This is a genomic window from Enterocloster citroniae (genome assembly GCF_040545455.1).
Taxonomy (GTDB): domain Bacteria; phylum Bacillota; class Clostridia; order Lachnospirales; family Lachnospiraceae; genus Enterocloster; species Enterocloster citroniae.
The window spans coordinates 199,485-212,942 of the sequence record NZ_JBEPLZ010000008.1 but is presented as its reverse complement, the minus strand read 5'-3'; the positions used below and the strand labels follow the sequence as shown (position 1 = coordinate 212,942).

Here is a 13,458-nt window from a genome sequence, read left to right as displayed (position 1 = left end):
TAAATTTTTAAACGGTGAAAAGGAGAATGGGATTATGACTAAGCTGGAATGTAGTGTAAAGAACTGTGTGCACAATGCGGACAACTGCTGCTGTAAAGCTGCCATTGCCGTGGACGGAAACAAGGCTAAATCATCCGAACAGACATGCTGTGCAAGCTTTGACGAAAACAAGGGCGCCAGGTTTACCAACCTGTTCAAGACTCCTGAGACAAGGCTTGAGATCGCATGTGATGCTGTTAAATGTGTCTACAATGAGGAGCACCGCTGTTCTGCTGAGCGCATTGACATCAGCGGGGATGGGGCCTGTGATTGTGCAGAGACAAAGTGCAATACATTTAAGGCAAGATAGGGATGCAGGGGATGCCGTGGCTCAGGGGTATCCCCTGTTTCCATGTGGGACGGGCGGAGGGGAAGGAAAAGGACAAGGGGAGATAAGGGATTATGACATTACAGCAGATGAAGTATTTTGTTGCGGTGGCTGACTCTGGCTCGATCAGTGAGGCGGCCAAGCGCTTGTTTGCAGCTTCTCATTGAGTTTAAGGGGATCTTAAACCGCCTGTACTATCTGGATGAGCGGTATGAGGGCAGGAAGGAAAATAACCACGGGCTCTATGTATCCGCCCAGCACCATATCTGCGGGATGGATCCCTTTGTGTCCATCCTTAAGTCAGTGGAGGCAGAGGAATATCACGTTGGTTTTCGGGAGAGTAAGACATCTGAGGTGTTTGAGCAGGTGGAGAAGGGGCTGGCAGACCTGGGGATCATTTTCCTGGCAGAGCAGAGCAAAGGCCAAATGATGCAGGAACTACGCGGCCGCTGCAGCGCTATACACGGCTGTGTGCGGGGCCTGGCGGACAAGGTAAGTCTTTATAGGCGGGAGTATCAGTAAAAACGATGGGTTTCCATCGTTTTTTTCTGTCTACAGCACATTGCAGGCTTGTGATATGATGGATTTATCGTAACAGTTTTTGCACCCGGTTTCACACCGGATGTCCTGAACCGTTACAATTTATCTTGAATTAAGAAGAAACTTGGGGGAATCCTGGGGCCGGATGCCATCAGGCTGTTTAATCAGGGAGAGTCCAAACTGGGAGGCAGCCTGGTGCTGGCGGCACTGGCACCCTTTATGGCCAAGATGGGAGTTTCCGCAGGAGCCAACCTGGCAAAGCTGGCAGCCGTTGGCCCGGCGCTGATCCTTCAGGAGTTCGGCAACCTGGGGACCATTTTCATTTCCCTGCCAATTGCCTCCCTCCTTTAATCCGGTGGTCATGCCCTGCCCCACCCTTTTGAAAATGGCGACCTTGGGCGGAGCCTGCGCCCTGGGAAAGAAAGATGTCCTGGGAACCGTGGAGGAAGGAAAAAAAGCGGATGTGATCCTTTTGAATATTGACCAGCCCCACCTGACCCCGACACAGAACCTTATTAACACCATTGTGGAGGCGGCCAATGGACATGATGTGACGGACTCCATTATCAATGGAAGGATCGTCATGAAAAACAGGGAGGTCCTCACCCTGGACGAGGAGAGGATACGGCATGAGGCTCAGATCCATATGGAGGAGATCGTGAAACGGGCGTATTAAGCCCGTTTCTTCTGTGTATGCTTTAAGGTGTATGCTTTAGTAAATGTAATTTCAAAAAAACAGTTGACAAATCTCCTCAAATATAGTAATGTAATATAAGTTGTGAGAACGACTGACAGGAAAGCAGGTATCCGCCTCACCCTGGCACGAGTAAGTGACCTGGGTTCATAGATGGAATGATGTGCTGTGGCATTTCCCTTGTGGGAGATGGAGCAGCAGATGATTTTATGTGTGTTAGAGTGGATGGTTTGACTGTCCGCTTTATTTTTTGCCCTGGGGAGCGAAGCCGGGGTGTGCTGATTCCTAAACATTATGAATTATTATGGAGGTGTACGACTATTAGCGATTTAATGATTAACGAACAAATCAGGGATAAAGAAGTACGACTGATTGGTGAAGACGGAGAGCAGTTAGGCATTTTGCCTTTGAAGGATGCGATGAAGATGGCTCAGGAAGCAGAACTGGACCTGGTTAAGATCGCACCTACCGCGAAGCCGCCGGTATGTAAGATTATCGACTACGGGAAATACCGTTATGAACTGGCACGCAAAGAAAAAGAAGCCAAGAAAAAACAGAAGGTAATCGAAATAAAGGAAGTTCGTTTGTCCCCCAACATTGATACCAATGACCTGAATACCAAAGTAGGGGCTGCCAGAAAGTTTCTGGAAAAGGGCGACAAAGTGAAGGTAACCCTTCGTTTCCGTGGCCGTGAGATGGCCCATATGTTCAAGTCCAAGTATATTTTGGATGATTTCGCTGAGAGTCTTAAAGATATTGCAGTGGTCGATAAGCCCTCCAAAGTAGAAGGAAGAAGCATGGTAATGTTTTTAACTGCAAAACGTTAAAATAGAAAGTTTTAAGGAGGAAATTAAAATGCCAAAGTTAAAAACCAGCAGAGCAGCAGCAAAACGCTTTAAAAAGACAGGAACCGGTAAGTTAGTCCGCAATAAAGCTTACAAGTCTCACATCTTAACTAAGAAGTCCACTAAGAGAAAGAGAAATCTTAGAAAAGATATCGTTACCGATGCTACCAACTCAAAGGTAATGAAGAAGATTTTACCATATCTGTAAGTTGAATTGTAGAAGGAGGAAATACCGATGGCAAGAGTTAAAGGCGGTTTAAATGCAAAGAAGAAACACAATAGAGTCTTAAAGATGGCAAAGGGCTACAGAGGCGCCCGTTCCAAACAGTATAGAGTAGCAAAGCAGTCCGTTATGCGTGCGCTGACCAGCTCCTACGCAGGCAGAAAAGAGAGAAAGAGACAGTTCAGACAGCTGTGGATTGCCCGTATCAACGCAGCAGCCCGTATCAATGGTCTGTCCTACAGCAAGTTCATGTACGGCTTAAAGCTGGCTGAGGTGGATTTAAACCGTAAGGTTCTGTCCGATATGGCTATCAATGATGCAGAGGGATTTGCAAAGTTAGCTGAACTGGCTAAGTCCAAAATTGCTTAATATATTTATATAACCTCGTAAACATTGGTTTTACGAGGTTTTTTGATGCCTGTTTAATTGAATTTGCAATGGGCTGAATATAGTAAGTCGCCCATCCGGCCAAGGAACAGGGCGGCTTACTTATTTTTTATGTTCAGGATTGCAATGATTAATAAGGCAACGCCTAATATAAGCTGAAACTCCTCATATGTACTCATAAGCAACCATCCTTTCTGTCAAGATTCAGAACGAATGGCCCTCCCTCCCGGCTGCCCGAGTAAGGACATTAATGACTCTCCCGGCGGTTTACATAATAAATACCATAATATACCACATACACTTTCCGGTTTAAAGTCGTACAATGGCTGTATAAGGAGGATATAGGCCATGGAGAAAAAACAAAAGGACAAACCACCGGAGGAACCTGACGAAGAGGAACTTTTAAGAGAATATGAATGGGCCAAGGAACACATCCCGGATGATGCCGTTCCCAAGCCGGCTCCGGATGAGTTTGAAGTTATTTGGAAAAAGATACAGGAAGAACGGGGAAAGTAACAAAATGGGACCGGCAGTTTCCGCCGGTCCCGATGAAAAAGAATAATGAAAAAGCAATTAAGCTTTATACACTATATAATGTATCAAATGATTATGAATAACAAATGAATATAGGATAAAGATGGTGAAAAGATTGGCGCAAGGTTAATGGGCCGTTGTCAGGGTGGACAGGACGGAATCGATGACAGGCAGATTGTCCGTGTCCGATATGGTGGCGATCACGCTGTAGTGGCTGCCAAGGTTGCGTATATACAGGTAGCCGGTTTGGGGATCCTCCTGGGAGGCTGAAAAAAAGCACCGGAGATATTCAAGGTCACCCACTTTAACGGTATCGATCCTCCCCAGGCCGTCCATATCAGTGGAGCCGCCATAGAACATGTTCAGGAAAGCTGTCATCTGGTCCATATCATCCCCGTCTGTGTTGACTGTGTAAAAGACCATGACAGCACAGTTCTTGTTTTTCATGGACAGCATGTCCACCACAGCTTCGGAATCTGAGAAATCAGTCATGAAATCAGAGTCAAAATTAATGAATCCCTGGGGCAGGGTAAGCCGGATATTAGACCAGTCATTGATAAAGACAGAACCTTCCCAGCGGCCGAGAGTCACTTCACCAAGGGTATTCTCCACCATGGCGCCATTGCTGTCAAAGGTGTAAGGCACACCGTCAATGGTCAGGGTGGTGTTGCTTACCATGGCGCCGTTTGGGTCAAGATAGTACCAGATACCGTTTACCTGCCGCCATCCTGTCAGCATGTACCCATTCTGGTCAAAGAGATACCACTTCCCCTGGATCAGTTCCCATGTACCGGCCGGATATGACTTGTCTTCCCGTTCATACCAGTAGCCTGAGTCATTCTGCTGCCATCCGGATGCCAGGGCGGGAAATGACATCATCATTGCCAGGGCAGCTGCTCCCAGACCTGCGAAGATTCGTTTACGGATTTTCATACAACTCCTCCTTTTTACATTTGGTGTTTCTATTATATTACCTGTGGGGGAAAAATACCACATCTATCGGACCGGAGGGAAGTATTCAAGGATTATTCTTCTTCTAGGTTCCAGATTCTTCCATAACCTTGCCGGAACAGGGGCTTCTCCATCCCGGCCTTTTTCAGCGCCTCATCATAGCGTCCGGCCAGATAGGGAAGGCGTTTTACGGTCTCTGCCCGGAGCCCTTTTTCATCCAGACAGGTGACAACGCCTGATTCCAGAACAAACCTGCCGTGGATCAGCACGTGTTTTGCCTGTAGATGGTTGTGGAACAGCAGCTGGTTGGCAATGGCAGAATCGGAAACAGGCAGTAAGGATGTTTGGTCAATGATCACAAGATCAGCGTCCATGCCTGTTTGGATGGGACTGCTTTGGGTATCCCTGCGTTCAGATGGCGAGGATGCTTTTCCAAGAACCTGCAGTCCCCGGGTCGTTGCCATGCGGTAAGCATCGGCTGCTCCCGGCCATCTGCGGTAATCAGGGGTCTGTCCCCGCTGGAGGAGGAGAAACAGGCGCAGTATCTCCTGAATGCTGTGATCCGTGCCGCAGTTTACGCCGTCTGATCCCAGAGCGGGCAGGACATGGAAGTCCATCCACTTGTTAAGAGGGAAAACGCCGCTGCCCAGGAAAAGGTTGCTGGCCGGGTTGGAAACTGGTATGGATCCCCGTTGGGCCACAAGGGCTATCTCCTCATCATCCAGCCACACACAGTGGGCAAGGGAGGTTTTTTGGGTGAGCAGGCCGCAGCGGTCCATAAGAAAGACCGGGGAGATCCCGCTTTCCCTGGCAGAAGCCTGCTGCCAGCGGGTCTCTAAAAGATGGCAGTGGATGCCAAGTCCGTGTCTGGCAGCCAGATCAGAGGCCGCATTCAGAAGGGACTCGTCTGCCCGCTGGGGAGAATTGATGCCGGCCATTACTTGGACCGTTCCCTCTGGATGGTGAAACCGCTTTATAAAATCCTCGTAGTATTCCATATATGCAGGGACCGGCAAAAAGGGGGAGGGGGAAGGGACTGCTGAAACAGGCGGTGTCAGACCGCATAAGATCTGGCTGTCTTTTTTGTTATGCATCATGGGTGCCAGAGCAGCCCTGAATCCACTGGACTGATAGACAGCGGCGGCAGCTGCTGCCGTGGACAGATGGGGCAGGTGATCCACACAGGAGGTGACCCCGCTGTGAAGCATTTCGCAGATACCCAGAGAGGTGGAGAGAACCATGTCCTCCTCTGAGAGCAGGCCGCCCAATGCAACCGTGTCTGAGGACCAGATCTCCAGCGGCTCCCCGTATGATGTGCCCCGCAGGAGATTGGTGTAGGAATGGGAGTGGCTGTTTACCATTCCGGGAAGCACATAGTCACCCTTAAGATCCATATAGGTCTCTCCCGGAGCAGGAGTCAGGCGGGTGCCCACTTCTGCGATTTGATGATTGAGAATGCGGATATCACCTCGTTGAAAGGTGATATCCGCATTGTGAAATTGTATTCGTCTGCCATTGGCAAGTATCATATTACGTTCCTCCAAAATCGGGAAGTTCCTATGGGGACAGATCCCGGAGTCAAATCTCTCACAAAGTGTGACGCACATCTGACGGAAAGCAATTTTTTAATGCGCTCTAGTCTTAAAATGGTCGTATAACAGCCTTAAAACATTGTGAAAAATTCACGGAGACTCTCGGACCAGTCGCCCATGCATACAAGATAGTGGTTGCCCACAGGGGTATTCAGGAAATGGCCGGTTCCTGCGTCACAGTGCAGACGTATCTGGCTGCGGCAGAGATTACATTCGTGAAGGCTCTCCTCAATCTGCGCACCGGAGATAAAGCAGCGCTCCAGCAGTCCGGTTGCCTTGAATACAGTTGCCTTGCCGCTGGGAATATCTCCAGCCACGGCCACACCGATCCCTGACTCAAAATGGGTGTCCAGATGGTAGCGCACCGGCATATTTAACGGCAATGTGCAGTGGGCAAATATGATTTCATCCTTGTGTCTGTCCACACGGGAGGGATTGCACTGGAATACGGGCTGCCCTGAGATCTGACCGAGGATTGCCATGGAGATCAGGGAAGGCAGGTCACCCTCGCATCCGCTGTAGATACCTTCCTGATTCAAAAGGGCCAGGCCCAGGCATCCTGTATTTTTTACCGCTGTGAGCAGATCAAAACAGCGTACGGTAAAACCGTCCAGGTCATACCGTTCCACCAGACGTTTGAAAGCGCCATAGATCTCCAGCGCCTGTGTGATCTGATCCTTATCAAAATCCTGCGCCAGAAGGGCACGGCAGGAATCATTGTCCGGATAGGATTTCTTTGCAATCTCTTCCAGAAGTTCAGGCATTCCGATCTCTACAACCTGAATGCCGGTTTTCTCAGCAAGGGCATCATAATCCACATCCGTGGAGATCAGCCAGTCTGAGGGAGCGCCCATCAGGCCCAGCCGCATTCCCTGAAGGGAATGTTTCGCGTTTGCGGCACGCATGACATGTTCAAAGTCAGAAGCCAGTTCCTCCTGCGTGCCGTGGAGAAGCCTTCCCTTTATCTTGTGGTTTGCCAGATAGGTCATCATTTCCATGGATGCGGACAGGGAATTGTCGCTCCCGCTGGTAATGATGATAATAGGTTCCTTTAGATAGGGCAGGGCATTTTTAAAAGCACCCGCCGTACCGCCGGAAGCCACGTAAACGATAGAGACAGGCTCTCTTGTGAGAGCTTCTGCGGGTGCCGATACAAATTGATCACCTGTTTTTTCAGAAAGATACTGGAATAAGGACCTGGCCTTCTCAGCCAGTTCAGGACCTGTTTGAAGCATACTTTGTAGATAAAGATAGTTCGTCATATGTAACCCTCTCTCCATGATGAGAGCCCCCCTGCATGGGGGACTCCAAGTTTCCTTAACGTCTCTTAAAATATCTAACACGGTGGTCGTCCTACCACCAATCTAGCAAAAAAAATCCGCACTGTCAATATACAAAATAAAAAATCCGGCATTTGCTTTTAATCCGGACCTCTCATCCGTGTCTATTCCACGCACCGCCGGATCAGGTTGAATTCCAGTTTCTCGGTGATGAAATAACTGTCAGAATAAAAGATGGGATTTCCCTTGGAGGAATAGTGGATCTGCTGCAGCAAAAGCAGCGCTTTCGGATCTGTCAGGGACAGCTTATCCATCTGGCGTTTGTCGCTGAGCACCGCGTGAATCGAGCAGTTTGCAAAGGAGACCGGTGCATAGCGGTTGATGAATTGGAATAGGGACGGTATGGCATGGGAGGAGAAATCCTCCAGCATTCCATCCACATATGGTATGTAGTCTTCCACAAATACGATGGGAGTGTCATCGGCAGTCCTGACACGCTCAATGTAGAGAATCTTCACAGGGGTATCGCTGCCCAGGCGTTTGGATATCTCAGGGCCGGCCATACGTACATCCACAAACACACTCTGGGTACCGGGCACATAGCCGTGTTCCGAGATGATCTTTGTGGTGCTGTCCAAAGCTGAGATATTGTAACGGATATTTTCGCTGCCGTTATAGCGTGTAACAAACGTGCCGATCCCGTGGCGGGATATGACCAGGCCTTCATTCTCAAGTCCTTTCAATGCTTCCCGGACTGTATTTCTGCTGACCCCTAATTGAGCGGCCAGATCCTGTTCGGAAGGCAGTTTATCCATAAACTCAGATTTACGGATCATATCGGATACCGCTTCTTTAACCTGTGCGGACAGGGTTTTGTTTGTCAGCTTCATGAATTTCATACTCCTTTGAATGATATCGCGGTGATCACCGCATTTTGAGTATAACGTAGAAAAGAATCATTTGTCAAGATAGAGTGCATGAAAGAGATGGAAAAAAATGGGAGTTTATTTGTGAAAAACAACTAAAAGTATCAATAACTTTTAATATAAACCATACAATTGACATAGCAAAATTGCTATGTTATCATAACATTAACACGAGTGGTTGGACGTCCAACGAGATGAAAAAACAGGAGGAGAAAATAGATGGATTTTAGAGCGGTCCGACAGGAAGTGGCAGAATTCTGCCATTATATTTATGAAAAAGGGTATACTCAGGCATCAGGGGGCAACTTAAGCTGCCGTGTGCCGGGAACAGAATTAGTCGCGATCAAGAAGACTGCAGTGAACATGCGGGTCATGACAGACGCAGATGTTCTGATTGTGGACATGGAGGGCAATGTGGTATATGGAGACGGCAAGCCGTCCAAAGAAGCGGGTTTCCATTTAGGTGTTCTCAAACTTCGTCCTGAAATGAACGCCTTTATCCACTGCCATCCAAATTATTCGATCGCGCTGGCCAACAATAATATTGAACTTCCCTTCACATCAGTTACAGCCAGAAAAGTTGTGGGTCATGTGCCGTTTATCGAATCAGCTCCTGCGGGCAGTGAAGATCTGCGCCGGTATGTGATCGATGCATTCCGGGATCATCCGGAAAGCAAGGGGATTCTGATGAAGGAACATGGCGTATGCGCGGTGGGTCCATCTCTGGAAGCGGCCTACAACGTGGTTGATCTGATTGAGCAGACTGCTAAACAGGCTTGCATCCAGGTGCAGGTAGCGGTAAACAGGGACAAATTCAGGGAACTTTTTCAGGTGTGATGTCCCGGGGATAAAACATTAAGAAAGCGGAAGTAAACGAAAGGATCAGATAGGAGAAAACATTGAAAAGATTAGAGCAATTAACACAGGAATGGAAAGGGGAAGGCCTGTTATTGCCTATCTGGGCAGAGGAGGATCACCTGTGTATGGTGGATCAGCTGAAGCTGCCTAAGGAGGCACCGGTGGTGGAACTGCGGAAGGTAAGCCAGCTTGCCGAAGCGATCAAAGTAATGTCCATCAGAGGTTCAGGGGCAATCGGAATCGCAGGCGTGTATGGAATGCTTCTGGAAGCCATGAATACCAGAGGTGACCGCGGTGCGGTCATACAGTCAGGCTTGGAACTGAAGGCTACAAGGCCGACAGCAGTTAATTTAATGAAGACAGTGGACGGTCTGATCGCCTTTGTGAAGAATTGTCCTGACAGCGGGTTCATGGAACTGTTTGAGGACAGGGCATGTGATATCCTGGAAGAGCAGCTGGCGTTCGAGCGGCAGCTGGGAAAGAACGGTGCAGAGCTGATCGAGGATGGGGATACGATTCTCACCCACTGTCATTCCGGTGCACTGGCCGGTTCCGGATTCGGCGGAAGGGCGCTTTCCGTTATCAGGACCGCATTTTTACAGGGTAAGAAGATCCATGTCTTTACCTGTGAGACAAGGCCGTATCTGCAGGGAGCCAGGATCACTGCCTATGAATTGGAGAAATTCGGGATTCCTCATACGCTGATCACAGATGATATGTCAGGATATCTGATGAAGCTGGGCAGGATACAGAAGGTGGTAGTGGGATCTGACCGGGTGGCTGCCAACGGGGATTTAATTAATAAGATAGGAACTTATATGCACGCTGTGGCTGCCAAAGAAAACGGAGTGCCGTTCTATACGGCCACATCCTCCCACACCATTGACTTTACCTTACAGCATGGTATGGATCTGGAGGTGGAATTCAGGCCGGGAAGCGAAGTGACCCACCTGAACGGCCAGCTGATCACATCAGAAAATACAGAAGCGCTTTACCCTGCATTTGATGTGACTCCCAATGAGATGATCAGCGGCATTATCACAGAGGCCGGCGTTATCCGTGCTCCATACATAGAAAATCTGGCAAAACTAAAGAGATAGACAGAGTCAGAAACAAATGAAAGAATTGAGGAGGAACAATTTATGGGATTAACCGCACCAACCCATCACATTGGAGCTGCGCCGGGAGCATTTGCAAAAACCGTACTCATGCCCGGAGATCCGCTGCGTGCCCAGTATATCGCAGAAAATTATCTGGACAATGTGGTGAAGATCAACGAAATACGCTGTATGTATGCCTATACAGGCACTTATAAGGGAAAACCTGTATCTGTAATGGCCCACGGCATCGGTGCACCCAGCATGGCGGTTCATGCCTATGAGCTGTATCGTCTGTATGATGTGGAAAATATCATACGTGTGGGGACCACGGGCGGGCTGGCCCCGGATCTGAAACTGAAGGATGTCATCATTGCCATGGGCGCCTGCTATGACACTCCTTATATTAACCAGTTCCATCTTTCAGGCACATTTTCAGCCATTCCATCTTATGACCTGTTGCGCAGGGCTGTAGAAAGCGCAGAAAAGCTGGGGGTTGGCTACCGCGTGGGCAATGTACTGTCCACGGATGTGTTCTATCCGGCAGATGACTGTCAGCTTAAGTGGAAGGATATGGGAATCCTAAGTGTGGAGATGGAGACAGCAGCCCTCTACATTGTGGCAGCGGCGGCCGGGAAAAATGCACTGGGTATCCTGACAGTGTCCGACCACATTGTTACCGGAGAAAAGACAACTGCAGAGGAGAGACAGAACAGTTTTACCAACATGATGGAAATTGCATTGGAAATGGTCTAAGAAAAGAGGAATTTCAATGAAAAAGATTTTGTGTGGAGTTTTGATTGCTTCATTAAGTATGTCTCTTTTATCCGGTTGTGGAAAGACAAGCTCTTCTCAGGCACCAGAAAATCAAGAGACTCAGGTATCGGAGCCGGAGACATCTGAAAATGTAAAAGAAGAAAATGAAACAGTGCAGGAGACAGAAACGGGAAAAGATGGAAGTGATATTAAATTTGCTGTAATTTTCGGAGCTCTCGGAGATAACGGATACAATGATGAGGTATATAAGGGCTGCCAGATGGCGGTTGAAAAATTTGGATGCAGCTTTGACTATGTAGAAACCAGGGATGTATCCGAGGTGGAAATCCAGATGCGAAGCTATGCGGATGCAGGGGATTATGATGTTATTATATCCATCAATACGGATCAGGTAGATACTTTGGAGATGGTAGCGGAGGAATATCCGGATCAGAAGTTCTGTATGCTTGATACCGCTATAGACGGTTATGATAATATTAACTGCCTAGCTGCAGCTTACCCGGATCAGCATTTTCTTTCCGGCGTTCTGGCTGGATTGGCAACAAAGGATGACAGATTTCCTCTGAGTAATCCGGAGAATATTTTGGGATTCTGTATTGCAATGGATACGCCTACTTCCAGAGGACAGGCAGCTGGCTTTATTGCAGGTGCAAAATATGCCAACCCAGACGTAGAAGTCTTAACTAACTATATTGGAGGCTACGGAGATCCGGCCACAGCGAAGGAATTGGCTTTGGTTATGTATGAAAGAGGCGCGGATATTGTAAGCGCTAACGCCGGCAGCTCGACACAAGGTGTATTTTATGCGGCAGAAGAAAAAGATCGATATGTGATAGGAACGTCTTTAGCTATGGCAGATCCAAAGCATAGCCTGAGTACTTCATGTAAAAAGGTATGGTTGTTTGTTGTTGAAGAAATTCAAATGTTGGTAGATGGAACCTGGACGCCTGGTTCAAAAACGGTCGGCATTCCTGAAGGAATTTGTGATTATGATGTTGAGGGGCTGGATGTACAGATTCCTGATGATATAACAAAAATCCTTGATGATACAAGGCAGTTGATCGCAGATGGTAAACTGGTGCTTCCGACCGATATTGATCAGGTGGAAGAATGGGCGAAAGAAAACCATCTAAATCCATAATACATGTGCAATTGGCCGACCTGAAATATCTGATGGAGGCAATTGAAAATATACTTAAGAGTAATAATGGAGGAAAACGAAGATGAAAAAGAGGATTTTAAGCTGTGCGTTGGTACTGTCAATGGGGATAAGCCTTTTGTCAGGATGCGGGATGACAACATCCGCTCCCCAGACAAATGCGCCGGAAACAAAGACAGAGGCCCCAAAGGAGAGTAAGACAGAGGCTGAAAAGGATACCCAGGCACAGTCCCAGGAGGCTGAGGGAGAGAAAAAGGCAGGAAGCGACATTAAGTTTGCCGTTATTTTCGGCACAGGCGGTTTGGGAGACAATGGTTATAATGATGAGGTATACCAGGGATGTGAAATGGCCGTGGAACAATACGGATGCAGCTTTGACTACTGTGAGCCAAAGGATGTTTCGGAATTTGAGACCCAGCTGCGCATGTATGCGGACGCAGCTGAGTATGACGTAATTATCGCTATCAGCACCGAGCAGGCCGATGCACTTCAGATGGTGGCTGAGGACTATCCGGACCAGAAGTTCTGCATGCTGGATACGGTGATCGAGGGATTTGACAACATCAACTGTCTGGCAGCCGCTTACCCGGATCAGCATTTCCTTTCCGGCGTACTGGCAGGACTTGCAACAAAGGATGACAGATTCCCATTAAGCAATCCTGAGAATATTGTTGGTTTCTGTATCGCTATGGACACACCTACCTCCAGAGGACAGGCAGCAGGCTTTATTGCAGGCGCCAAATATGCCAATCCTGACGTGGAAGTACTGACCAATTTTATCGGAGGCTACAGCGATCCGGCAACGGCAAAGGAACTGGCGCTTGTTATGTATGAGAGAGGCGCAGATATTGTCAGCGCCAACGCAGGAAGCTCCACACAGGGTGTTTTCTATGCAGCGGAAGAGACTGACCGTTATGTTATCGGAACTTCCCTGGCCATGGTAGATCCAAAACACAGCCTGAGCACTTCCTGTAAAAAGGTTTGGCTGTTTATCGTAGAAGAGATCGGTATGCTGGCAGACGGAACATGGGCACCCGGCTCCAAGATGGTGGGTATTCCGGAAGGAATCTGCGACTATGATGTAGAGGGACTGGATGTACAGATCCCTGATGATGTTACACAAATTCTGAATGATACCAGACAGCTGATCGCTGACGGCAAGCTGGTTCTTCCTACCGACCTGGATCAGATCGATGACTGGGCAAAGGAGAACCATCTGGAGCAGTAA

18 protein-coding genes are annotated in these 13,458 nt (G+C 48.3%); 14 read left to right on the top strand and 4 right to left on the bottom strand.

Features of this window, described 5'->3' with window-relative positions; translation table 11 throughout:
- Positions 1-34 precede the first annotated feature (34 nt).
- The 9 genes from ABID13_RS13420 (at position 35) to ABID13_RS13380 (ending at position 3,572) form a co-directional block, all read left to right on the top strand.
- On the top strand, positions 35-349 hold the full coding sequence (locus ABID13_RS13420; RefSeq protein WP_007868484.1) for a DUF1540 domain-containing protein: 315 nt from the start codon (positions 35-37) through the stop codon (positions 347-349).
- Between the two features lie 92 nt (positions 350-441).
- Positions 442-534, top strand: coding sequence for a LysR family transcriptional regulator (locus tag ABID13_RS13415; RefSeq protein WP_242849291.1), 93 nt, complete (start codon positions 442-444; stop codon positions 532-534).
- On the top strand, positions 518-889 hold the full coding sequence (locus tag ABID13_RS13410; protein ID WP_242849290.1) for a hypothetical protein: 372 nt from the start codon (positions 518-520) through the stop codon (positions 887-889). The genes ABID13_RS13415 and ABID13_RS13410 overlap by 17 nt, the downstream gene beginning before the upstream one ends.
- A gap of 129 nt (positions 890-1,018) precedes the next feature.
- Entirely contained in the window at positions 1,019-1,258 is a 240-nt protein-coding gene (locus ABID13_RS13405) for a DUF3100 domain-containing protein (protein WP_330376802.1), read from the top strand.
- Positions 1,259-1,268: 10 nt separating this feature from the next.
- Positions 1,269-1,583, top strand: a complete 315-nt coding sequence (locus ABID13_RS13400; RefSeq protein WP_007868478.1) for an amidohydrolase family protein — start codon at positions 1,269-1,271, stop codon at positions 1,581-1,583.
- Between the two features lie 350 nt (positions 1,584-1,933).
- On the top strand, positions 1,934-2,428 hold the full coding sequence (gene infC, locus ABID13_RS13395; protein WP_040417281.1) for a translation initiation factor IF-3: 495 nt from the start codon (positions 1,934-1,936) through the stop codon (positions 2,426-2,428).
- Between the two features lie 28 nt (positions 2,429-2,456).
- A complete protein-coding gene (rpmI, locus tag ABID13_RS13390) occupies positions 2,457-2,654 on the top strand; it encodes a 50S ribosomal protein L35 (protein ID WP_002565216.1) in 198 nt (65 codons plus the stop codon).
- 27 nt (positions 2,655-2,681) lie between these two features.
- Entirely contained in the window at positions 2,682-3,038 is a 357-nt protein-coding gene (rplT, locus tag ABID13_RS13385; protein WP_007868471.1) for a 50S ribosomal protein L20, read from the top strand.
- A gap of 366 nt (positions 3,039-3,404) precedes the next feature.
- The gene (locus ABID13_RS13380) at positions 3,405-3,572 is read left to right on the top strand and encodes a hypothetical protein (protein ID WP_007868468.1); all 168 of its coding nucleotides are present in this window, start codon (positions 3,405-3,407) and stop codon (positions 3,570-3,572) included.
- 144 nt (positions 3,573-3,716) lie between these two features.
- Here ABID13_RS13380 and ABID13_RS13375 read toward each other — a convergent pair whose 3' ends face one another.
- The 4 genes from ABID13_RS13375 to ABID13_RS13360 all read right to left on the bottom strand — a co-directional run bounded on the left by ABID13_RS13375 (position 3,717) and on the right by ABID13_RS13360 (position 8,303).
- On the bottom strand, positions 3,717-4,523 hold the full coding sequence (locus ABID13_RS13375) for an N-acetylmuramoyl-L-alanine amidase family protein (protein ID WP_007868001.1): 807 nt from the start codon (positions 4,521-4,523) through the stop codon (positions 3,717-3,719).
- 92 nt (positions 4,524-4,615) lie between these two features.
- Positions 4,616-6,070 (bottom strand): amidohydrolase family protein, encoded by a 1,455-nt coding sequence (locus ABID13_RS13370; RefSeq protein ID WP_197092205.1) that lies wholly within the window; start codon positions 6,068-6,070, stop codon positions 4,616-4,618.
- A gap of 134 nt (positions 6,071-6,204) precedes the next feature.
- Positions 6,205-7,413 carry a hypothetical protein gene (locus tag ABID13_RS13365; RefSeq protein WP_048930783.1) on the bottom strand — a complete coding sequence of 403 codons (1,209 nt, stop codon included), beginning with the start codon at positions 7,411-7,413 and terminating at the stop codon, positions 6,205-6,207.
- Positions 7,414-7,577: 164 nt separating this feature from the next.
- A complete protein-coding gene (locus ABID13_RS13360) occupies positions 7,578-8,303 on the bottom strand; it encodes a GntR family transcriptional regulator (protein WP_007867993.1) in 726 nt (241 codons plus the stop codon).
- A gap of 255 nt (positions 8,304-8,558) precedes the next feature.
- Here ABID13_RS13360 and ABID13_RS13355 point away from each other — a divergent pair, with 255 nt between their 5' ends.
- The 5 genes from ABID13_RS13355 to ABID13_RS13335 all read left to right on the top strand — a co-directional run bounded on the left by ABID13_RS13355 (position 8,559) and on the right by ABID13_RS13335 (position 13,458).
- Complete coding sequence (locus ABID13_RS13355) at positions 8,559-9,176, top strand: class II aldolase/adducin family protein (protein WP_007867989.1); 618 nt, start codon at positions 8,559-8,561, stop codon at positions 9,174-9,176.
- A 62-nt stretch (positions 9,177-9,238) separates the two neighbouring features.
- Complete coding sequence (mtnA, locus tag ABID13_RS13350) at positions 9,239-10,297, top strand: S-methyl-5-thioribose-1-phosphate isomerase (protein ID WP_007867983.1); 1,059 nt, start codon at positions 9,239-9,241, stop codon at positions 10,295-10,297.
- Positions 10,298-10,339: 42 nt separating this feature from the next.
- A complete protein-coding gene (gene deoD, locus ABID13_RS13345; protein ID WP_045093151.1) occupies positions 10,340-11,050 on the top strand; it encodes a purine-nucleoside phosphorylase in 711 nt (236 codons plus the stop codon).
- Positions 11,051-11,066: 16 nt separating this feature from the next.
- On the top strand, positions 11,067-12,212 hold the full coding sequence (locus ABID13_RS13340) for a BMP family ABC transporter substrate-binding protein (RefSeq protein WP_048930782.1): 1,146 nt from the start codon (positions 11,067-11,069) through the stop codon (positions 12,210-12,212).
- A gap of 82 nt (positions 12,213-12,294) precedes the next feature.
- Positions 12,295-13,458 carry a BMP family ABC transporter substrate-binding protein gene (locus ABID13_RS13335; protein WP_007867973.1) on the top strand — a complete coding sequence of 388 codons (1,164 nt, stop codon included), beginning with the start codon at positions 12,295-12,297 and terminating at the stop codon, positions 13,456-13,458.